The sequence below is a fragment of the uncultured Mesonia sp. genome, assembly GCA_947499595.1.
In the GTDB taxonomy this organism is placed as follows: Bacteria; Bacteroidota; Bacteroidia; order Flavobacteriales; family Flavobacteriaceae; genus Mesonia; species Mesonia sediminis.
Genome location: CANMOY010000003.1, coordinates 269,115 through 291,179 on the forward strand (window position 1 = coordinate 269,115; position 22,065 = coordinate 291,179).

The window sequence follows — 22,065 nt, forward strand, 5'->3', positions numbered from 1 at the left end:
CGATACTTCGCATTTTTGTTCTATCGTCCAAAAATCCGAAACTCGAACTGACAAGACGTGGTTTTCTACAAAGAAATACAACCACTTTTTAAAACGGCCTATCGAAAATAGGGCGTAAAATTGGCAGTGCAGTAAGCGTTAAAAATTTTAGGCTGTTTGAGCCCGATTGGAAATCGGGTGAGTTCCTAAAATTTAGCTTGCAAACCTACAATTTAGCGCTAGTTTCGTCAGCCTAGACTTTCGTAGTCCCGATATTTCGGGGTTTGCTACTTTTTTCGGCGATGGAAAAAAGTAGAGGGATAAATAAAAGTAGTTCCTTTTGCTTGGGATAGTGTACTTGTATTTGCAACTGATTCGATAATGGTGTATATTTACATCAAATAAATTAATCATGTCTAGACAAAGCATATCATTTACCAAGCCTAATGATGAATGGCTAAAGGCTCAAGTAGATAGTAAAGAGTATTCAAGCAAGAGCGAGTTAGTGAACGACTTAATACGGCAAGCCCGAAAACAGCAAGTTCAAATTGATTGGATTAGGGCCAAAATTGAAAGAGCTGAGAATAGTGGATTTACTAATGATAGTAAAGAAAGTATTTTAGCTCAATCAAAGTCTTTGCTTGATGGCTCAATATAAATTGTCAAACGAAGCAAAAACTGACTTAGTTCGTATTCACCATTACGGGATTAAAAAATTTGGATTGACCCAAGCGGATAAATATTTTGAGACATTTTTCGAGTATTTTGACATTATCGCTGAACAACCTTTTTCATTTGAAGCGGTTGACCATATAAAAGAAGGATATAGGCGCTGCGTGTGCGGAGTGGATAGTATTTACTATAGAGTTAATAACAATAATGTCGAAATAATGACCATAGTTGGAAGACAAGATTTGAATGATAAATTATAAAAACAGTAATTTATAAATTAGAACCAAAATGATGGTTTAAATGAGTGGCAATTCCCGAGCTTTTGGTAATTCCTGTTTTGAGTGGGCCAGCCCTTCTACATTTTTAATTCCTAAACCAACTAAAAAATCAACCCCTCGTTCCCAATCAAAATCCAACCTCAAGCAAAAAGCTACAAATTCTTTCTGTCCATTTTTGCTTGATCAAAAACGAACTAAAAAATCAAGAATAGTTGAGGAAATTGCCTTAAGCTGAAAGTGTTCAGCTTAAGGCATTATCGCTACATGCTCTTTTTCGCTACCGCGAAACGCACTTCCGTTTGTCACTCGCTATTTCTGAAACTATTCGGGTTTTTAATTGAAAAGTAATAAGTAGAGTTATTAATATCCAGCAGCCCAATTCAGAAAGCGTTTCAAAGCAGAGCTTTGCAATCTTTTTCTTCAGTATAACTTGTGTTTTGCGTGAAGAATTGGCGAAGCCTTGGAGCCAATTTAGCAAAATACAAGTGGTTTTCAGCTTGTCTGAAAAATACCTCAGAAAAAGTGTACTTTCTTTTGTTTCGTTTTCTTTATACAAGTAAAGAAAATGAAAGTTAGGATATAGCAATACCTATGTTTTGTAAGAAAGTAGGTTATGAAAAAGAAAATAAACTCGCTACTTTTCGACTGCACCTCGATACAAGAGTTTTTGTCTACCGTCAAAAACCCTCACTCGGTGTGACAAGGTAGGTATTAAACGGCTGTCACTTCGAGTGGGCCAGCTTAGCCAACAGGCATTTTTAATGCCGTAGTTGGACTCGCTGGGTTGTATCGAGAAGTGGTTGAATTAAAACTAAAAAAGTATTCGCTACTTTTCGACTTTGTCTCGATACTTCGCATTTTTGTTCTATCGCCCAAAAATCCGAAACTCGAACTGACAAGGCGTGTTGTAACAGACATTAGGCTGATAATCCTCTCGAATGAAACAACAAGGCTTTACTGCAATGCTTGTTTTTGCACACGTTTTAAATCGAGAAGGTTAATCGCATTGATGCCTAAGCCGTGAACATTTTTTTGTGTAAAGCGTACCACCTCGTCATAATACAAAGGAATAACCGGTGCCGCTTGCATAAGCAATGCATCCATTTGTCGATATAAGCTTTCGCGGGCTTGGGCTTCAGGTGCCGTCATGGCCTTTTGGTATAAGCTATCGAAGGTTGCCGAAGCATAATGCGTATAATTGGGACCGTGGGGCGACCAGTTGGCTTTATAAAAAAGCGAGAGGTAGTTTTGTGCATCGGGATAATCGGCAATCCAACTGGCTCGAAAAGCCGCTAGCTTTCCAGCCGAACGCAATTGACGTAAGGTAGAAGGGGGCATAACTTCTACTTCAGTTTGTATGCCCACTTGTGTAAGCTGGCCCTGTAGGTATTCTACTAAATCAAGATAACTGGCACTAGTGCTTATTTTTAACTGAACCGGAATGTTGGGGTGCTCTTGTTTAAACTTTTGAATGAGCGCACGGGCTTTTTCTGGTTGATAGGTATAAAATCCGCTGGACGTATGGGCGGGTAATCCGCGTGGAATAAATCCGCCTTGAGCGGGAACCCCAATATTATTGCGTAAATAGCGCATCATAGTGGGTTTGTCTATGGCATAATTTAAGGCATGCCGAAACGAGCGGTAATGGGTGGCTTGTTGAGGATCACCTACATATAAACCAATGTACTCGGTGTTAAGGTAGGGTGCCTTTTGCATGCTGATTTGATCTTTATAACGCGTATTTAACTGCCCTTGACTGTTGAGCAGTTCATCTTTATAGGCAGGATCTAATCCGCTTAAAAAATCTAGTTTACCCTGGGCGAATTGCAGAAATTCTGCTTGCTTATCGGGTAAGAAAGTGATGGCCACAGCTTCGAGGTAGGGCAGTCGTTCGCCATTTTCATCAAATTCGTGATAGTTGGTATTTTTTCTAAAAACCAATTTTTCATTCGGTTCCCAGCGTTTGAAATAAAAGGGTCCGGTGCCAATGGGGTTGGTTCTAAAGTCTAGCTGCTGCATTTCTTGGGGTATGATGCTGCAAAATTTCATACTGAGCAAACCTAAAAAACCTGGAAAGGCTTGATAAAGTTTAATTTGTACTTGGTTGTTGTTAATAGCTTCAATGCTTTTTACCTGGTTCATTACCCAGCTACCGGGTGAAGCCACTTGCTTATCGGTGAGGCGTTTTAGGCTGTACACCACATCTTGTGCTTGTACCTGCCTATCGGCAAGATTTTTAAAAACTTCATTTTCGTGAAAGTAAACTTGTGGTTTGAGGTTAAAGGTATAGGTGGTGGCATCTTCGCTGATTTTCCAAGATTCGGCTAAATCGGGCTGAATTTCAAGATTCTCATCTAATTGTACTAGGGTGTTGTACAACTGGTGGCAAGCCCAGATGTTGCGTTGATCTTTAGCAAAAGCCGGATCGAGCGAGGTGATATTGGCGTGCTCGTTGTACCGAAAGACGGCTGTGTCGGGGTACAGCGGGGCTTGGGGTTGGCAGCCAAAGCATAAGCTGAGCAACAAGCAAATTAAAACGGAAGGATTCCGAAATAGCAGCCAGTTGCGGCTAGTTTTTTTTAAACAAGAATTAGGTTGTATATTTGCACACATTTTTAAAGAAAACCAAGCAGTTAAGCTTGGCAATAATACTAAAAGAAATTTGGATAGCGCGTGGGAAGTGAGACAGAAATAGCAAAAAAAGTAGCCTTTTATACCTTAGGTTGTAAGTTGAATTTTTCGGAAACCTCTACTATTGCTCGTTCTTTTGAGCAGGAAGGTTTTAATCGGGTAGAATTTCATGAGTCGGCCGATATATATGTGATCAATACGTGTAGTGTAACCGAAAACGCCGATAAGCGTTTTAAGGGTATTGTAAAACAGGCGCAGAAAGTAAATCCAGATGCTTTTGTGATTGCAGTAGGCTGTTATGCGCAACTCAAGCCTGAAGAGCTAGCCGATGTAAACGGCGTAGACCTGGTTTTAGGAGCAACCGAAAAGTTTAAAATCACGCATTATCTGAATGATTTGTTAGCCCAACCCAAGCTCGATGGCGGAAATGGTTTAGTACACGCTTGCGAAATTGATGAAGCCGACTTTTATGTGGGAAGTTATAGTATTGGCGACAGAACCCGGGCTTTTCTAAAAGTACAAGACGGTTGCGACTATAAATGTACCTACTGTACTATACCGCTGGCACGGGGAATATCGCGTAGTGATACCTTACCTAATGTATTGAAAAATGCTGCCGAAATCGCCGCACAAGATATCAAAGAGATTGTGCTAACCGGAGTAAATATTGGCGATTATGGAAAAGGTGAGTTTGGCAATAAAAAGCATGAGCATACTTTTTATGAATTGGTACAGGCTCTAGATGAAGTACCTGGTATAGAGCGTTTGCGTATTTCGAGTATAGAACCCAATTTGCTGAAAAATGAAACCATAGATTTTGTAGCACAAAGCCGCAGTTTTGTGCCGCATTTTCATATTCCGCTGCAAAGCGGTAGCGATGCGATGCTTAAATTAATGCGTCGCCGGTATATGAGTGATTTGTATGTAAATAGGGTACAGGCTATAAAAGCGGCAATGCCGCACGCTTGTATAGGGGTAGATGTGATTGTAGGATTTCCCGGTGAAACCGAAGAACATTTCTTAGAGACCTATAATTTCTTAAACGATTTACCTATTTCTTATTTACACGTATTTACTTACTCTGAGCGTGAGAATACGCCAGCGGCCAGTATGCCAGAAGTAGTGCCCTTAAAGCAACGCAAAAAACGAAGCAAAATGCTACGTGGCTTGTCGGCTAAAAAGCGACGTGCTTTTTATGAAGAGCAATTGGGTAGTGAACGTAGTGTGTTATTTGAAGGCGAAAATAAAGCCGGTTATATACATGGGTTTACCGAAAACTATGTGAAAGTAAAAATGCCGTGGGATCCTAGTTTTGTGAATACCATTCACCGTATAAAATTAACCGAAATAGACGAAGACGGCTTGGTGCGCTTTGATTTTGTAGGCGAAGAGGCGGCGATTTAAAGCGACATTCCCATAGGAATTAAATCGTCATATTGTTTTTTGCGGGCCTTAAAAAAGCGGGCTACTTCTTTACCGGTGGGCACAATTTTTAATCGGCCTAAGCTGCGAACATAATCAAATACTTGTTCTAGAAAGGCGTCTACTTGTACGGTGGTTAAACCTTCTGGCGGATTTTGATGCAAGCGAGAAAGAAATATTTTGCGTTCTTGTTTGCTGTATTCAATTGCGATGAATACTTGATCTACTTGGGCTTCAAATTGTCTGATGAATTCATTGTCTTTTAAAGGGGCGGTAATACTGGGCATAATTTATAAATTTTAAACAGATTAGTTTTAGCGTTAATCAACTCATAAACAGGTATAAAGATACGAAAAATTATCGGGTACGGGAGTAAAGGAGTAGACTTTGACGTTTCTTTAAGGCTTGATTTTTAGGGGCGGCTTTAGTTTTTACGCTTAGGCGGATTAAAAAAGTTAATCTATATATTTTCTGACCAACAAGAGGCTTTTTTTAGTATATTCCTATTAGATTTGTGTCGAGTAAATTATGTTAAACGATTCGTCTACATCGGTGGAAACCCCACCAGCAGTAAAACAAAAAATACCGGTTTATTTTATGCCCGGTATGGCTGCTAGTCCGGCTATTTTTGAATACCTGCAATTGGATGAAGATCGGTTTGATTTGGTGTATTTGTCGTGGAAGATGCCCGAAGGGGGAGAAAGTCTAAAGCATTATGTGAAGCGCTATCTGCCCGAAATCAAACACGAGCAGCCGGTATTAATCGGAGTGTCTTTTGGCGGAATAATCGTGCAAGAGTTAGCTCAATTGGTAGCCGTACGCCGAGTGATTATTATTTCGAGTATCAAAACGCACTTAGAGATGCCCAGACGCTTGCGTTGGGCAAAGAGTATGAAATTGTATAAGCTTTTACCTACTCAATGGGCACAGAAGATTGAAAGCCTATCTGACTGGCCAGTAGGAAACTACACGCGCAAGCGGGCGAAGTGGTATAAAAAATACCTGAGTGTGCATCAAAAAGAATATTTAGATTGGTCTTTGGAGCAAATCTTGCATTGGAAACAAGAAAAACCATTGCCTGGTTTGGTGCATATACATGGTACCGAAGACCCTATTTTTCCGGTGAAATATATCCAAAACTATATTCCGGTGCAAGGTGGTACGCATGCGATGATTATCGAGCGTTTTAGGTGGTTTAATGAGCACTTGCCCGCTTATATAGAGCAAGGCGTGCTGGTAGATGAATAAGAAAAAGAAAAAAATATACGTATGAAGAGGATGAATCGGTTTTTAAGTGTTGTAGGGGTGATTGCCCTTAGTGGAATTGGAGCGCTGGCGCTGAGTAGTTACCAGCAGCATAATGATTATGAAGCCCTAATTGAAAAGGACTTGCTGCCCAAAAAAGCGGAGCCGCATGTAAAAGATTATAAAGTGTATGCCTTGCCTATACCCGAAAACATCAATTTTGCCGGGGAGGCGGTGCCTTTAGACAATCCGGATATTCGGGAGCGACTCGATCGAGAAATGTTGGTGAATACCTATTGGCAGTCAAATGGCTTGTTGTTACTCAAACGCATGAACAAGTACTTTCCTATTATCGAACCGATTTTAGCGAAGCATGGTGTCCCCGATGATTTTAAATACTTGGCCGTTGCCGAAAGTGGCTTAATGCCAGTGGTGTCGCCTGCGGGCGCTACAGGTTTTTGGCAAATAATGAAAACCACGGGGCGGGAGTACGGCTTAGAAATCAATGACAATATTGATGAACGCTATCATATCGCCAAATCGACGGAAGTGGCTTGTGCTTATTTGAAAAAAGCCAAAGAAGAGTTGGGAAGTTGGACACTTGCTGCCGCTGCTTATAATGCAGGAAATTATGGTATTCGTAAACAGCAAGATCGCCAAGAGGTAAATGATTATTACGACCTGTTGTTGAATATAGAAACCGGTAGATATGTGTTCCGTATTTTAGCGATTAAAACGATTTTTAGTCAGCCAAAAGCCTATGGTTTTCACTTTAATAAAGAAGATTTGTATAGTCCGGTGCCCACCAGAACCGTGGTGGTAGATACACCCGTAACTAACTTTGCCCGTTTTGCTAAGAAAATGGATATCAATTATAAGATTTTAAAAATTCATAACCCTTGGTTGCGCGAAGCGCACCTCGACAATGCCTTGCGTAAGGCCTACGAATTGGAAATTCCACTTGATGAGGTGTATACCTACCAACCCGAATGATAGACTTTATAAGTAATAATTGGCTCATTAGCCTATTGATTCTGAATTACCTTTTGGCGATAGGTACGGCCTTTTTTGTGATTCGCAACAATGGGAATCCGGTTTCTACGCTTTCTTATGTATTGGGTTTGTTGCTTTTTCCTTTTGTTGGCCTTTTGGTGTATTTGTTTTTTGGTCAGGAATACCGCAAAGATAAAATGTTTAAACGCCAAGGGGTGTTTAATCATAAAATCATCAAGAAGTGGGAGAAAAAGCTGTTGGTAGATGAGGAGTCGCTCGAAAAGTATGAAGAGTCTTTTCTTGAGCAGTACTCAGCTGTGGTGGGTTTGGTGCAAAACACCCAACGTAAACCGCTGACTTTTGGCAATGATGTGCGTTTGCTCAACAATGGAGATGAGAAATTCGAGGCGCTTTTTGATGCCCTACGTAAAGCCCAGCGTTTTATACATTTAGAATATTATATTTTTGGTCAGGGTGAAATCGGTAAACAATTGCTTGATTTGCTTTGTGAACGCGCTCAAGAGGGAGTTGCTGTAAAGGTAATTTATGATTATGTAGGTAGTCAATTAGCAAGTCGTGATAAGAAGAGGTTAGAGGAGGCGGGAGTAGAAATTTATCCGTTTATGCCCGTATGGTTTCCTAATCTCACGCGTAAACTAAACTATCGCGACCATCGCAAACTTTGTGTGATTGATGGGAGCATCGGATTTGTGGGAGGCATTAACGTGAGCGATGAATATGTAAATAGCCTTAACGATTCTTTTTGGCGCGACATTCACTTGCGGTTAGAAGGAAATGTAGTCAAATCATTACACGCTCATTTTTTATTGAATTGGAATTTTGTAACCGGTTCAAAAGAAATAAGTATAGCCGAAGATTATTTTCCTAAAATTAAAGACTGCGGCGAGATTGCCATGCAAATCGTTGCCAGCGGCCCAGATTCCGACAGTCCGCACATAATGCGGGCCTTGTTTACGGCTATCAATCAGGCACGTGAGAGCATTTTAATCACCACCCCTTATTTTATTCCTAATGAGCCTATGCTGGTTGCCCTAAAAACCGCAGCAGCACGTGGAGTTGATATTCAACTTATGTGTCCGCGTGACGGAGATTCTTGGGCTGCGAAGTATGCGACGCATTCCTATTTTCGGGATATATTGGCTTCTGGTATTCGCATATTTCATTATTGTAAAGGCATGTTGCATGCTAAGACGATGCTCATTGACGGTCAGTTATGCAGTGTAGGTACTTCTAATTTTGACTACCGCAGTTTTGAAATCAATTTTGAAATCAACGCTTTGATATATAACGAAAATTTTACTCAGAAAATGCAAGAGCATTTTGAAAAGGACAAGCAAGATTGCGAAGAAGTGCTGTTAGAGCTCTGGTTAGAACGACCTTTAAAGGAAAAGATAAAAGAATCTTTCTCTAGGCTATGGGCTCCCTTACTGTAGGCCTAAGGACTAGCCAATAGTACCTGTACTCCTTTTTTAAATTGCTGAACATTGAATTGTACTGCATTTTTTATGTCTTGTTCAATATGAGGTTTAGGCAGGTGTTCAATACCTAAAATCTCTTTTTCTTGACTGATGTAAAAAGTAGTAGGAAGACCTAAGGAATGCTTCATTGTTTTTACCAAATGCGCTTCACGGTTGCTTAGTTCATCTACATACAGTACATGCACAAATCGATTGTATTTACGGCTCACTCTGCGCGCTTGTTTACGTTTATCCCAGAACAAGACCACGAAATCAATTTCTTTTTTATATTTTTTTGCTAAGGCATTTAGCGATTGCACTTCACCTTTGCTCGCCACACACCAAGAAGCGTAGGTCATTAGGTACATTGGTTTTTTAAAATCGTTAAAGCAGGTTTTACCAGTGCGGACACAAGAAACCTTGAAATTATCGAGATAGGTTCCGCGCAACTGGTGATTCACCAAAGAATCGAATAAAATTTGTGCGCGTTCATAATCTTTATGTCGATAAGCCTTACGAGCTTTCTTTTTGTAGGTTTTTATATGCTTGCCTATAGCTTCAGAAAACAACACCTCTTGTTGCTTGGTGTCTTGGCTCCAAGCAAAAAAAGGTAGTAAAATGAGTAATAGTAAAAGTTTTTGCATATTTACCGAATTAATCATCAATAAATATATAAAAAAAATGCGTAAAAAATAAATTCTACGCATTAGTATTAGGGATGTGATAGCTATCGTTTAGATCCGCTTCATTTGCTGCTTCATCATTTTGATTTGATCGGCAAGCATATTATGTTTATCTAAAGTTTTAGCTTCTTTCAATAAGATTTGTGCCTCGCGCTTACGTCTTTTGGTCATCGCTATTCCGGCAAGGTTTAATTTAGCCATGGCTAGGTCTTGGCTCATCGATAGGCCTAGTTTAATGGCGCGTTTAAAATATTTTTCGGCTTTAGTCATATTTTTTTGCGATACCATTAAACCGTGGAGGTACCAGTAATACCCCTGTTGTTTTTGCACCAATGCCGATTCAGGTTTTTTAATTTTATCGAGCCATTTTTTAGCTCCGTCAAAGTCTTGTTTACGCAGGCGTAAAAAAGCCAGTAGAATCAATTCATTTTTAAAATAAAGGAAAACAAAAATAGCAGCAAGCAAAATTAGAAAAATACCGTTTCCAATTTGGCCTTCTATAAATTGATAAATCGCAAAGGCAAAAATGGCCCCAGCTAAAACCAGTTTAAGGTTCTTATTAAACATAATTTGTTTTTTTTAATGTCCGCAAAGGTAAGAAAAAAAATGAATGCCGTATCGGTGAAAAAGGGCTAAACCCACTAGATTGGATACTAGGGAGGCTTGAGAATTATTTTTGATGCCTAAGAGAAGCTAAGAATTAAGATTTAAAGTGCCTAAAACCAAGTATTTATTTGTTACTTTGCCCAGGCGATGAAAAGCCATTTGGTTTGCTTTAAAAAAACCGTAAAAAAATTAATATTCCATTTGTGAGACTAAAAACTTGTTGTATATTTGCCCGCAGTTTAAAAGCAGCAAGGCTTTTATATTTTTAGAATTAAGATTTCAACAGAAGATTAAAGATATTTTAAGATGAAAAGAACGTTTCAACCCTCGAAAAGAAAAAGAAAAAATAAGCACGGCTTTAGAGAGCGTATGGCCAGTGTTAACGGTCGCAAAGTGCTTGCAAGAAGAAGAGCTAAAGGTAGAAAGAAACTTTCTGTTTCTTCAGAAAATAGACATAAGCACTAATAATGATTGTGTTATCAAAATTTTTTAAAGGTGTTACCAGTGGTAACGCCTTTTTTTATATCTAGAATCTACTTAAATTTAAACATCTATAACTGCTAGCGTTATGCCAAAAAATAAAGATTTAAAAAGTATATTAATCATAGGTTCGGGTCCTATTGTAATTGGGCAGGCCTGTGAATTTGATTATTCTGGTAGCCAGTCGCTGCGCTCTCTGCGCGAAGATGGAATTGAAACCATCTTGATTAACTCCAATCCGGCAACCATTATGACCGACCCTACCATGGCCGATCATGTGTATCTTAAGCCGCTTACCACCAAATCGCTGATTGAAATATTAAAAGAACATCCGCAAATCGATGCGGTATTGCCCACAATGGGAGGGCAAACAGCCTTGAACTTATGTATTGAAGCAGATGAAAAAGGTATTTGGAAAGATTTTGATGTGAAGATAATCGGGGTAGATATCGCCGCGATCAATATAACCGAAGATCGAGAAGAGTTTAAGCAGTTGATGTCACGTATCGATATACCGGTAGCACCTGCCAAAACAGCCAAATCGATGTTAGAGGGGAAAGAAATCGCCCAAGAATTTGGCTTGCCGCTTTTAATACGAGCTTCTTTTACTTTAGGAGGAGCTGGTGCCGCATTTGTTGAAACCAAAGAAGAATTTGAGCAGGCTTTAGCCCACGGACTTGAAGTTTCGCCTATTCACGAAGTGCTTATTGATAAAGCTTTGCAGGGTTGGAAAGAGTATGAATTAGAATTACTACGCGATAATAACAATAACGTAGTGATTATTTGTACGGTAGAAAATATGGATCCGATGGGAATTCATACCGGAGACTCTATTACTGTAGCCCCTGCTATGACGTTGAGTGATAAAACTTTTCAGCGTATGCGCGATATGGCCATCAAGATGATGCGTAATATCGGAGATTTCGCCGGGGGTTGTAATGTACAATTTGCTGTGAGTCCAGATGAAAAAGAAGACATCATCGCCATTGAAATCAATCCAAGGGTTTCGCGTTCATCCGCTTTAGCGTCAAAAGCAACGGGTTACCCTATTGCAAAAATAGCCGCCAAGTTGGCTTTGGGTTATACCTTAGACGAGTTGGAAAATCAGATAACCAAAACTACATCGGCATTATTTGAGCCTAGCTTAGATTATGTTATTGTAAAAATACCGCGCTGGAATTTTGATAAGTTTGAAGGCTCTAACCGCTTGTTAGGACCACAAATGAAATCGGTAGGTGAGGTAATGGGTATCGGGCGATCTTTTCAAGAGGCGCTGCATAAAGCAACCCAGTCGTTAGAGATCAAGCGCAACGGTTTGGGGGCAGATGGTAAAGGCTATAACGATTACGAAACCATAGTACAAAAATTGGCGAACCCAAGCTGGGATCGCGTGTTTGTTATTTATGATGCGATACAATTGGGTATTCCGCTGAGTAGAATTCACGAAATCACCAAAATAGATATGTGGTTCTTAAAGCAGTATGAAGAGCTGTATCATTTAGAAAAAGAAATTGCTAGTAATTATACTATAGAGAACATCGACAAAGAAATTTTGCTCGAGGCTAAGCAAAAAGGCTATGGAGACCGGCAAATTGCCCATATGCTAAATTGCTTAGAAAGCGAAGTTTATAAAAAACGAGAAGAGCTAAATATCAAACGCGTATACAAACTGGTTGATACTTGTGCGGCTGAGTTTGTTGCCAAAACACCTTATTACTACTCTACTTTTGAGGATGTAGTTGAAACGGCAGATGGTAAACAATACAGCCACAACGAAAGTGAGGTAAGCGATAAGAAAAAAATTATAGTGCTTGGTTCGGGGCCTAACCGAATAGGTCAAGGTATCGAGTTTGATTACTGCTGTGTACACGGGGTGATGGCTGCAGCCGAATGCGGTTACGAGACCATTATGATTAATTGTAACCCCGAGACGGTTTCGACCGATTTTGATACGGCAGATAAGCTGTACTTTGAACCCGTATTCTGGGAGCATATTTATGATATTATTCGTCACGAGAAACCCGAAGGGGTAATCGTACAGTTGGGCGGACAAACCGCTTTAAAACTAGCCGAGAAACTGAACCGATACGGAATTAAAATTATGGGAACCAGTTATGAAGCCCTAGATTTGGCCGAAGACCGTGGTAGTTTTTCTAAATTATTACAAGAGAACAACATTCCTTATCCTGAGTTTGGCACTGCCGAAACAGCCGATGAGGCTTTGGCTTTAGCCGATGAGTTGAACTTTCCTATCTTAGTGCGTCCTTCGTATGTACTGGGAGGTCAAGGAATGAAGATTGTCATTAACAAACAACAATTAGAGCAGCACGTAGTGGATTTATTGCGTAGCATACCTAATAATAAACTTTTATTAGACCATTATTTAGATGGTGCAATTGAAGCTGAAGCGGATGCTATTTGTGATGGCGAAAATGTGTATATTATAGGAATTATGGAGCATATTGAGCCTTGTGGTATTCACAGTGGAGATTCAAATGCACTGCTACCTCCTTTTAACTTAGGTGATTTGGTTATTCAAAAGATAAAAGACCACACCAAGAAAATTGCTCTAGCGCTTAAAACCGTTGGTTTAATCAATGTTCAATTTGCTATAAAAGACGATGAGGTATATATTATTGAAGCCAATCCGCGTGCTTCGAGAACCGTACCATTTATCGCTAAGGCTTACGGAGAACCTTATGTGAATTATGCTGCAAAAGTAATGTTAGGGGAGAAGAAAGTCACCGATTTTGATTTCAATCCGCAACTTGAAGGTTATGCCATCAAGCAACCGGTGTTCTCTTTTAACAAATTCCCAAATGTAAACAAACAACTAGGGCCAGAAATGAAGAGTACTGGAGAGAGTATTTTGTTTATCGATAGCTTACGCGATGATGCTTTTTATGATTTATATGCGCGTAGAAAAATGTATCTGACCAGCTAGGAGAAAGCCTAATGCTGATAAAATAAAAATCCCTTGCCTTAATACCGCAAGGGATTTTTTTATTGCTGATGCTAAAGGCGAGTCTTCCATAAACTTTAGCTTAATTGCTATAGTCTCCAAAAAGTAGTAAATGCTAATTAAGCTTGATGTAGCCTTGCTCGGTGAGGTTTCAGTGCGTCGCGTAAACGAATCATTAACGACTCAGGACAAACCAAATAAGCCTCCCAATGCATAGGGTTGATTTGTACTTGTTTAAAAACACTTAGCCCTAAATTTTCTCGTTGGTTGTATTCTTTTAGATGAACCAGGTGGTGCTGTGCAGTTTTTTCGGCATCAGGACCGCGGAAGTCCCAAATTAGTTCTAAGTTTCTCATGCTTCTTCTACTAAACTGGTGCCGTTTTCGGCAAAATTTTTAAAAGCCTCCATGTATTTATAGCTTTGCTTTTTAAAAGCTTTGGGCATCAAAAATCCCATGACTTTCAATGCTAAACTCGAGAAAATAAATTCGTTATCGGCTATCCAAGTAGTGGTGCCATCGGCATTGTCGACGAATGTATTGTGTTGAATGTTTTTTACCCCTCGAGTGGTGTATTCGGCTGTCATGGATTCGGGAAGCTTAATACTGATGATTTCTTCGACCATTTCAATTTCACGATTATTCATTTTGTAGCGCAGTTTCATTTTACTGCCTGCTTCGCCTTGAACCTCGGTAATCGGACTAGCTTCTAGCAATCCTTCTTGCCAGTGCTTTAAATTTTCTATCGAATCCATTTTTTCGATAAAAACGTGGCGAGGAACCGCTACCTTTATTTCAATTTTGTATTTCATAATCGATGGGCTAAAAATATTTTGGTAGCTAAGATATCAATTTTCTATTTTATGCGTTTTATTTATGCTTGTTTAACGCTATAGAATTGTTATTTTTGGGCGAATTAATAAAGAAATCATGAAAAAAATCGTTTTACTTTGTTTTTTAAGCTTTGCTAGTGTAGTGTGGGCTCAAGACCAAGAACAAGTTTTACTTCAAATTAACGATGAGCCGGTAATGGCCGAAGAGTTTAAACGAGTGTTCTCTAAAAACCTTGATTTGTTAGATCCAGAAGATAGGGATGCGCAATCGTACTTAGATTTATTTATTGATTATAAGTTAAAATTAAACGAAGCCTACGCCCTGCACTTAGACACTTTGCAAAGTCATCGAGCAGAGTTTGATATTTATCGCATGCAATTGGCCGATAAGTTTATGCGCAATACCACCGCTACAGAAGAGTTGGTAAAAGAGGCCTACAAGCGTAAGCAGCACGTGCTTGAAGCATCACATATTTTATTACAGTGGCCAAAAGATGCCACAGCAAAAGACTCACTGGCAGTTTACCAGCGTGCTGTGGCTATAAAGAAAGAAATAGACGAGGGGATGAGTTTTCAAGCGGCTGCTTTGAAATATTCAGATGATCCTAGTGTAACCGAGAACCAAGGTCGGCTAGGATGGTTCGGGCCCTTTAAAATGATTTACCCTTTTGAGACGGCGGCCTATGCTACGCCTGTAGGGGAAGTATCTGATCCGGTAAAAACCCGATTTGGTTATCACCTGATTCATTTAACGGGAAAACGCGAGGCTGGCGGGCGTGTAAAAGTGGCTCACATTATGCTTACCGATAAAGAAGGAGGGCAAGATGCCGAAGAAAAGATTAAAGCCATTGCCGATCGTATTAAACAAGGGGCAAGTTTTGCCGATATGGCTAAACAATACAGCGAAGATACCAATACCGCTGCAAATGGTGGAGAATTAAAAGCCTTTGAAAAAGCTAGTTTGATGAGCGCTAAGTTTGAAGAGGCTGCCTTTGCTTTGAGCGAAGAAAATCCTATTTCTGATCCGGTAAAAACCGAATTTGGTTGGCACTTGATTAAGCTTATTTTTAAGCAAGATTTACTGCCGTATAGCGATATGAAAGATCAATTGGCAAGACAAGTGCAACAAGATGTACGCGCACAGATGATAGATGCCGATATCATTAAAAAAATTGATTCGACTATTGAGGTAGAAGAGAACCCTGAAGCCTTAACTTTCTTTATGAATTTTATTGATGAAGATTTTTTCACTACTAAAGACAAATCCGCTTTAAGCGAAAAACTACCCGAAGATTTTGTGGTTAAATTTCCTAAAGAAACCAAAACCTACGCGAATTTCTTTAGCTACTTAGTGATTAACCAAGTGAAAACGCCACGAAATGAATTTGTTAAAAACCAATGGGTAAAACAATTGCTTAAAAACTACATTAAGCTTGAAAAGAAACGCTATTATAAAGAACATTTAGATGAGTATAATACAGAGTATGCTGGTATTATAGAAGAGTACAAAAACGGTTTGCTTTTGTTTGATTTGATGCAGCAGAAAGTATGGGAGGCAAGCAATAAGGATTCGCTTGGTTTACGAGCGTTTTATGAGCAACACGCAAGTGATTTTAAAAAACCGGCAGAATTTAGAGCGACTATAGCCTCTGGAACAGATAAAAAAACACTTAGAAATTTACGCAAAGCCTGGTCGAAAAATCCAGAAGATGCCTCGGCTTTAAGGCAGCGTTTTAAAGCGCAAAATCTTTTATTTGATCAGGGTCGCTACTCGCTTAAGGATGAGCAAATACCTACTAAGTTGAAACCAAAACAAGGCAGTAGTAAAATTTATAAACATAACGGGCAATATGTTTGGTTATGGATAGAAGAGGTGAAGCCGGCCGGTATACCGCCTTTGGCCGAAATTAGAGGAGAAGTAGCTAATGCGTACCAAAGCCAGTTGGAAGAAAATTGGATTGCCCAGTTGCGCGCCGAAAATAATATAACCATTAATCAGTCGGTTTTTGAAAAATTACAAGAAGAACTTAAATAAAATCCGCTTAAGCTCGCTTGGCTTACTGTCGCTATTTTTGGTGCAGTGTGATCTTTTGGTTCCTACAGAATCAAAGGCGCCACTGGCCAAGGTATATGACAACTACTTGTATGAAGAGCAAGTATTAGATTTAATGCCTAAGCAATTAACTGGTGAAGATAGTGTAATTTTTTTGCGCAATTATGTAAAAGATTGGGCCACTGAGCAATTGTTGCTGCACCGTGCGAAGATAAATCTATCTCAAGAAAAACAACAAGAGTTTAACCGATTGGTAGAGCAGTATAAAATAAATCTATACAGTGAAGCTTATAAGAGTATGCTCATAGGGCAACGTATAGACACTACGGTGAGCCAAACAGCCATTCGTGATTATTACCAAGAGAATAAGGAAAACTTTAAGCTCAATCAGAATTTAGTGCGCTTGCGATATATTCAAATTCCGTTGGACTTTAAGAACACCAAAGAATTGAAAAAGAATTTTGATCGGTTTAATCTTGATGATCAAATCGATATTCAAGATCAGGCCATCACTTATTTAAAATTTAGATTTAATGATTCTACTTGGTATAACTTAGCAGATGTGATAAAAGATGTACCTTTGCTCGATGAGCAAAAAATAAAAGAAAATCAAGCCAAACTTTTGCAACTTGAAGACTCGAGCAGCGTCTTTTTAGTGAAAATTAAAGACTTTAAAGCCCGGAATGAATTGGCTCCGGTAGAATATGTGGAGCCGACGATTAAACAAATTTTAATCAACAAACGCAAGTTGAAGCTGGCCGATGAATTAGAAAAAGAAATTATAGATAATGCAATTAAAAATAGAAAATTTGAAGAGTTTTATTAGCAGCATGGTGTTTTGTCTAGGTCTTCTGGCAACTGCCTGGGGGCAAACCACACCACAAGACAGTACTTTGGTAATCACCGGCGAGGAAGAGCAATTGTTACTCGCTCAACAAGCCGATTCGGTGAAAACCTTTCAGCGCTTTAAAGCGGATGGAATTGCTGCCGTAGTGGGAGATTACTTGATTTTAGAAAGTGATATTTTAAAGATGAAGGCCGATGCCAAAACCCAAGGTATGGATATGAGCCAGATTAACGACTGCCAATTGGTAGGACGATTAATGGAGAATAAGCTCTATGCGCATCACGCTCAGCTAGACAGTACCATCGTGGTAAGCGCCGATGAAATTAACGCGATGATCGATCAGCAGTTAGATCGTATGATGGCCCAAGTGGGCGATATTGAGAAAGTATTGGCTTTTTATCGCAAAGATACCGAAGCTGATTTACGCGAGGAACTTTTTAAAATCAATAAAGAACGTACTTTAAGTAGCCGTATGCAAGATAAAATTGTTGGCGAGATGGAAGTAACCCCCGAAGAAGTGCGTAGCTTTTTTAACTCTATTCCTGAAGACGAACGCCCTTTGTTTGGCGATGAGGTAGAAATTGCACATTTGGTAATTAAACCCGAAGTACCCCAAAGCGAAAAGCAAAAGGTAATTGACCGTTTAAATGAAATGCGAACCGACATTGTAGAAAACGGAGCTAGTTTTTCAACCAAGGCCGTATTGTATTCTCAAGACGGAACCAGTATGCGTGGAGGGCAAATGAGTATTACCCGTAATGATCCTTTAGATAAAGACTTTAAGCAAGTGGCTTTTAGTTTGCAAGAAGGCGAGGTAAGTAAGCCGTTTAAAACCGAGTTTGGCTACCATATTGTACAGTTAGATAAGATAAGAGGGAAGGTGCTGGATATTCGACATATTATCTTAATACCTCAGGTAACCGAAGAAACCGTGCAAGCGGCACGCAAGAAAATCGATAGTATTCGTACGCAAATTGTAAATAATGAAATTACTTTTGACGAGGCGGCACGTTTATATTCTGAAGAAAAGGAAACCAAAGGAGATGGAGGTAAATTAATCAATCCAAAATCGGGGGATACCCGTTTTGAATTGACCGATATCGATCCGCTTATTTACGATCAGGTAAACAATTTGGAAGAGGGGGAAGTTTCTTCCGTTTTAATGGATCAAACAAGAACCGGAACTAAATTCTTTAAATTAGTAACGGTTAATAAAAAACATGAGGAGCACTTGGCAAATTATGCCCAAGACTACACCAAAATTAAAGAGCTTGCTTTACGCGAAAAACAATTGAAATCGATTGAAAAATGGCAGCGTGAAAAGATTATGGATACCTATATCAAAATTAGCGATGACTACAAGCAATGCGATTTTAAAAGTAACTGGTTAAAGCAATAAAATATGACAGAAGTTCAAAAACTAAAACAGTTTGTAGCTAAATACCAAGAATTAAAAAGCGAAATCGCCAAGGTAATCGTAGGTCAAGAGAAAGTTGTTGATCAGATATTATGGTCGGTTTTTTCTGGAGGTCACGCTTTGTTAATCGGTGTACCTGGATTGGCAAAAACCCTAATGGTACAAACCATTTCGCAAGCTTTGGGGCTTGATTTTAAACGGGTACAGTTTACACCCGATTTAATGCCGAGTGATATTATAGGTGCAGAGTTATTAGATGAAAAACGTCAATTTAAATTTATCAAAGGGCCGGTATTTGCCAATATTGTTTTGGCAGATGAGATCAACCGAACCCCACCCAAAACCCAAGCTGCACTGCTAGAAGCAATGCAAGAAAAGCATGTTACCGTGGCCGGAAAAAGTTATGCCTTACCCTTGCCTTATTTTGTTTTAGCTACCCAAAACCCTATAGAACAAGAGGGAACATATCCTTTACCAGAAGCTCAGTTAGACCGGTTTATGTTTTCTATATTGTTAGAATATCCTAGCTATGAGGAAGAAGTAAACGTGGTAAAGAATACGACTACTATCCGTAAAGAAAATATTAAAGCGCTATTTAATGCCGATGAAATCGCTTCGTTACAAAATCTTATAAGGCAGATGCCAGTTGCCGACAATGTGATAGAGTATGCGGTAAAACTGGTAGGTAAAACCCGACCCGCTGGAGAATTTGCACCCGCATTGGTAAAAGAGTATGTAGACTGGGGTGCTGGTCCACGTGCCTCACAAAATTTAATTTTAGCTGCGAAAACCCATGCCGCAAGTAAAAGCAAGTTTTCGCCCGATATAGCCGACGTTAAAGCGGTTGCCACCGGAATATTGCGACATAGAATCATTAAAAATTACAAAGCCGAAGCAGAAGGATTTACCGAAGAACGCATTATCGCTGAACTACTGTAAGTATTACAAATTGATTTTATGTTAAGTTTTTATCCTTATTTTTAATAGAATCGTAAGATTGTCGATTAAAATTTTCATACTGCTAAATTTTAAGTAAAAAACCTTATTTAGACTCGTTTTAAGTAAGGTTTTCTTGATTTTGTTGCTTATTTTTCTGAGAAAAGCTAAAAAGCCTAGTTATTTTTTAATTTGATAGGAATTGCTTATTTTCGCAGCACTTTAAAACAATTAAACCTATGGCATACGATATTGATATGATTAAAAAGGTTTACAACCAAATCGCAGAGCGTGTAGACAAAGCGCGTGAGATTGTGGGTAAACCCTTAACGCTTTCAGAAAAAATACTTTACGCCCATCTTTGGGATGGAGAGCCTACAACGGCTTATAAGCGAGCAACCGATTATGTAAACTTTGCACCAGACCGTATTGCTTGTCAGGATGCAACGGCACAAATGGCTTTATTGCAGTTTATGCAAGCGGGTAAAAAGAAGGTGGAGGTGCCTACTACGGTGCACTGTGATCACTTAATTCAAGCTAAACAGGGAGCCGCAAAAGATTTACTACGTGCCAATGAAACCAGTAATGAGGTTTTTGATTTCCTAGAGTCGGTTTCAAACAAATACGGCATAGGTTTCTGGAAACCAGGGGCTGGTATTATTCACCAAGTGGTATTGGAGAATTATGCTTTTCCTGGTGGAATGATGATAGGTACCGATTCACATACGGTAAATGCTGGTGGACTAGGAATGGTAGCCATTGGTGTTGGAGGTGCAGATGCTGTTGATGTAATGGCAGGAATGCCTTGGGAGTTGAAATTCCCTAAATTAATCGGGGTAAAGTTAACCGGTGAATTAAACGGTTGGACGGCCTCTAAAGATGTTATTTTAAAGGTAGCCGGTATCTTAACCGTAAAAGGAGGTACTGGTGCGATTATAGAATATTTTGGTCCGGGTGCTAAGGCGATGTCTTGTACAGGAAAAGGAACCATTTGTAATATGGGAGCCGAAGTAGGAGCAACTACTTCAACCTTTGGTTACGATGACTCTATGGAGCGTTTCTTGCGCGCAACTAATCGTGATGACGTGGCCGATGCTGCGAACGAAGTGCGTGAGTACTTGACGGGAGATGACGAAGTTTACGCGAACCCAGAGCAGTATTTTGATGAAGTTATCGAAATTGACTTGTCAACGCTTAAGCCGCATTTAAACGGACCATTTACTCCAGATTTAGCTACTCCTATTTCAGAAATGAGCGAGAAGGCGCAAAAGAATGGTTGGCCTATTCAAGTAGATTGGGGACTTATTGGTTCTTGTACCAACTCTTCTTATGAAGATCTTACTCGTGCCGCCTCGATTGCTAAACAAGCGGTAGATAAAAACATAAAAGCAAAATCAGATTTCGGAATCAACCCAGGATCAGAGCAAATTCGTTATACGGCTGAGCGCGATGGATTGCTTCAAATTTTTGAAGATTTAGATGCAACCATCTTTACCAATGCTTGCGGACCTTGTATTGGGCAATGGGATAGAAGCGACCGTAAGGGCGAAGAGAAAAATACTATTGTGCACTCGTTTAACCGAAACTTCTCAAAACGTGCCGATGGAAACCCAAATACCCACGCATTTGTAGGTTCGCCAGAAATGGTAGCCGCAATTGCAATTTCGGGAAGATTAGATTTTGATCCTACACGCGATAAACTAATCAATGAAGATGGGGAAGAGGTAATGCTAGAAGAACCAAAAGGATTAGAACTTCCTCCTAAAGGATTTGATGTTGAAGATCCGGGTTATGTAGCACCTCGTAAAGATGGTAGCTCGGTAGAAGTTAAAGTGGCGCCAACATCTGAGCGTTTACAATTGTTAACACCATTTGAGCCTTGGGACGGTAAAAATATCACCGGTGCTAAATTGTTAATTAAAGCACATGGTAAATGTACTACAGACCACATCTCTATGGCCGGACCTTGGTTGCGTTTTAGAGGGCATCTTGATAATATCTCAAACAACTGTTTGATTGGTGCTGTGAATGCCTTTAACATGAAAACCAACTTTGTTAAAAATCAATTAACGGGTGAGTATGGTGGTGTTCCCGATACCCAACGTGAATACAAAGCTGCAGGTATTCCTACCGTTGTAGTAGGAGACCATAACTACGGTGAGGGTTCTTCACGTGAACACGCAGCAATGGAGCCTAGACATCTTGGAGTTTATGTAGTATTGGTAAAATCTTTTGCCCGTATTCACGAAACCAACTTGAAAAAACAAGGTATGTTGGGAATCACTTTTGCCAATGAATCCGATTATGATTTAATTCAGGAAGATGATACCTTTAACTTTACGGATTTAGAATCGTTTGCACCGGGCAAGCCGTTAACCATTGAAGTAGTACACGCCGATGGTTCTAAAGATGTGATAAAAGCAAATCATACTTACAACGAGAATCAAATCGAATGGTATAAAGAAGGTTCTGCGCTTAACTTGATTAAGAAGATGAATGCTTAAGCCAGAAATTCTATTTAAATATCTAAGAAAGCCTCTGATTTCAGGGG

General features: G+C 39.6%; 19 protein-coding genes. 13 read left to right on the forward strand and 6 right to left on the reverse strand.

Going from position 1 to position 22,065, the window contains the following annotated elements; translation table 11 throughout:
• Window positions 1–391 precede the first annotated feature (391 nt).
• Both ACH2AZ_RS05380 and ACH2AZ_RS05385 read left to right on the forward strand, forming a co-directional pair.
• Complete coding sequence (locus ACH2AZ_RS05380) at window positions 392–637, forward strand: type II toxin-antitoxin system ParD family antitoxin (protein ID WP_394906986.1); 246 nt, start codon at window positions 392–394, stop codon at window positions 635–637.
• A complete protein-coding gene (locus ACH2AZ_RS05385) occupies window positions 624–911 on the forward strand; it encodes a type II toxin-antitoxin system RelE/ParE family toxin (RefSeq protein ID WP_394906987.1) in 288 nt (95 codons plus the stop codon). The genes ACH2AZ_RS05380 and ACH2AZ_RS05385 overlap by 14 nt, the downstream gene beginning before the upstream one ends.
• A gap of 972 nt (window positions 912–1,883) precedes the next feature.
• Here ACH2AZ_RS05385 and ACH2AZ_RS05390 read toward each other — a convergent pair.
• Complete coding sequence (locus ACH2AZ_RS05390) at window positions 1,884–3,452, reverse strand: ABC transporter substrate-binding protein (protein ID WP_394906988.1); 1,569 nt, start codon at window positions 3,450–3,452, stop codon at window positions 1,884–1,886.
• Between the two features lie 168 nt (window positions 3,453–3,620).
• Between ACH2AZ_RS05390 and mtaB the strand changes: the two genes are divergently transcribed.
• On the forward strand, window positions 3,621–4,964 hold the full coding sequence (gene mtaB, locus ACH2AZ_RS05395; protein WP_394907041.1) for a tRNA (N(6)-L-threonylcarbamoyladenosine(37)-C(2))-methylthiotransferase MtaB: 1,344 nt from the start codon (window positions 3,621–3,623) through the stop codon (window positions 4,962–4,964).
• Here the strand turns inward: mtaB and ACH2AZ_RS05400 are convergent.
• Window positions 4,961–5,269, reverse strand: coding sequence for an N-acetyltransferase (locus ACH2AZ_RS05400; RefSeq protein WP_379048304.1), 309 nt, complete (start codon window positions 5,267–5,269; stop codon window positions 4,961–4,963). The two genes, mtaB and ACH2AZ_RS05400, sit on opposite strands and share 4 nt — an antisense overlap.
• A 241-nt stretch (window positions 5,270–5,510) precedes the next feature.
• Between ACH2AZ_RS05400 and ACH2AZ_RS05405 the strand changes: the two genes are divergently transcribed.
• From ACH2AZ_RS05405 to cls, 3 genes are read left to right on the forward strand one after another with little or no spacing between them, the layout of a single operon-like run.
• A complete protein-coding gene (locus tag ACH2AZ_RS05405; RefSeq protein ID WP_394906989.1) occupies window positions 5,511–6,230 on the forward strand; it encodes an alpha/beta fold hydrolase in 720 nt (239 codons plus the stop codon).
• 21 nt (window positions 6,231–6,251) lie between these two features.
• Complete coding sequence (locus ACH2AZ_RS05410; protein ID WP_394906990.1) at window positions 6,252–7,220, forward strand: lytic transglycosylase domain-containing protein; 969 nt, start codon at window positions 6,252–6,254, stop codon at window positions 7,218–7,220.
• Window positions 7,217–8,674, forward strand: coding sequence for a cardiolipin synthase (cls, locus tag ACH2AZ_RS05415; protein WP_394906991.1), 1,458 nt, complete (start codon window positions 7,217–7,219; stop codon window positions 8,672–8,674). Before ACH2AZ_RS05410 ends, cls begins: the two co-directional genes overlap by 4 nt.
• Before the next feature lie 2 nt (window positions 8,675–8,676).
• Here the strand turns inward: cls and ACH2AZ_RS05420 are convergent, their stop codons facing one another.
• Complete coding sequence (locus tag ACH2AZ_RS05420; protein WP_394906992.1) at window positions 8,677–9,342, reverse strand: TlpA family protein disulfide reductase; 666 nt, start codon at window positions 9,340–9,342, stop codon at window positions 8,677–8,679.
• 90 nt (window positions 9,343–9,432) lie between these two features.
• Complete coding sequence (locus tag ACH2AZ_RS05425; RefSeq protein ID WP_394906993.1) at window positions 9,433–9,948, reverse strand: DUF2892 domain-containing protein; 516 nt, start codon at window positions 9,946–9,948, stop codon at window positions 9,433–9,435.
• Between the two features lie 345 nt (window positions 9,949–10,293).
• Here ACH2AZ_RS05425 and rpmH point away from each other — a divergent pair, with 345 nt between their 5' ends.
• A complete protein-coding gene (gene rpmH, locus ACH2AZ_RS05430; protein WP_013071475.1) occupies window positions 10,294–10,452 on the forward strand; it encodes a 50S ribosomal protein L34 in 159 nt (52 codons plus the stop codon).
• Window positions 10,453–10,555: 103 nt separating this feature from the next.
• Window positions 10,556–13,411 (forward strand): carbamoyl-phosphate synthase large subunit, encoded by a 2,856-nt coding sequence (carB, locus tag ACH2AZ_RS05435; protein ID WP_379048292.1) that lies wholly within the window; start codon window positions 10,556–10,558, stop codon window positions 13,409–13,411.
• Window positions 13,412–13,548: 137 nt separating this feature from the next.
• Here the strand turns inward: carB and ACH2AZ_RS05440 are convergent, their stop codons facing one another.
• Window positions 13,549–13,785, reverse strand: coding sequence for a hypothetical protein (locus ACH2AZ_RS05440; RefSeq protein ID WP_379048290.1), 237 nt, complete (start codon window positions 13,783–13,785; stop codon window positions 13,549–13,551).
• A complete protein-coding gene (locus tag ACH2AZ_RS05445; RefSeq protein ID WP_394906994.1) occupies window positions 13,782–14,240 on the reverse strand; it encodes an SRPBCC family protein in 459 nt (152 codons plus the stop codon). Before ACH2AZ_RS05445 ends, ACH2AZ_RS05440 begins: the two co-directional genes overlap by 4 nt.
• A 118-nt stretch (window positions 14,241–14,358) precedes the next feature.
• Between ACH2AZ_RS05445 and ACH2AZ_RS05450 the strand changes: the two genes are divergently transcribed.
• The 5 genes from ACH2AZ_RS05450 to ACH2AZ_RS05470 all read left to right on the forward strand — a co-directional run bounded on the left by ACH2AZ_RS05450 (window position 14,359) and on the right by ACH2AZ_RS05470 (window position 22,018).
• Entirely contained in the window at window positions 14,359–16,296 is a 1,938-nt protein-coding gene (locus ACH2AZ_RS05450) for a peptidylprolyl isomerase (RefSeq protein WP_394906995.1), read from the forward strand.
• Complete coding sequence (locus ACH2AZ_RS05455) at window positions 16,268–17,140, forward strand: peptidyl-prolyl cis-trans isomerase (RefSeq protein WP_394906996.1); 873 nt, start codon at window positions 16,268–16,270, stop codon at window positions 17,138–17,140. Before ACH2AZ_RS05450 ends, ACH2AZ_RS05455 begins: the two co-directional genes overlap by 29 nt.
• On the forward strand, window positions 17,124–18,560 hold the full coding sequence (locus tag ACH2AZ_RS05460) for a peptidylprolyl isomerase (RefSeq protein WP_394906997.1): 1,437 nt from the start codon (window positions 17,124–17,126) through the stop codon (window positions 18,558–18,560). The genes ACH2AZ_RS05455 and ACH2AZ_RS05460 overlap by 17 nt, the downstream gene beginning before the upstream one ends.
• Window positions 18,561–18,563: 3 nt before the next feature.
• A complete protein-coding gene (locus ACH2AZ_RS05465) occupies window positions 18,564–19,517 on the forward strand; it encodes an AAA family ATPase (protein WP_394906998.1) in 954 nt (317 codons plus the stop codon).
• 236 nt (window positions 19,518–19,753) lie between these two features.
• Window positions 19,754–22,018 carry an aconitate hydratase gene (locus tag ACH2AZ_RS05470; RefSeq protein WP_394906999.1) on the forward strand — a complete coding sequence of 755 codons (2,265 nt, stop codon included), beginning with the start codon at window positions 19,754–19,756 and terminating at the stop codon, window positions 22,016–22,018.
• Window positions 22,019–22,065: the final 47 nt, after the last annotated feature.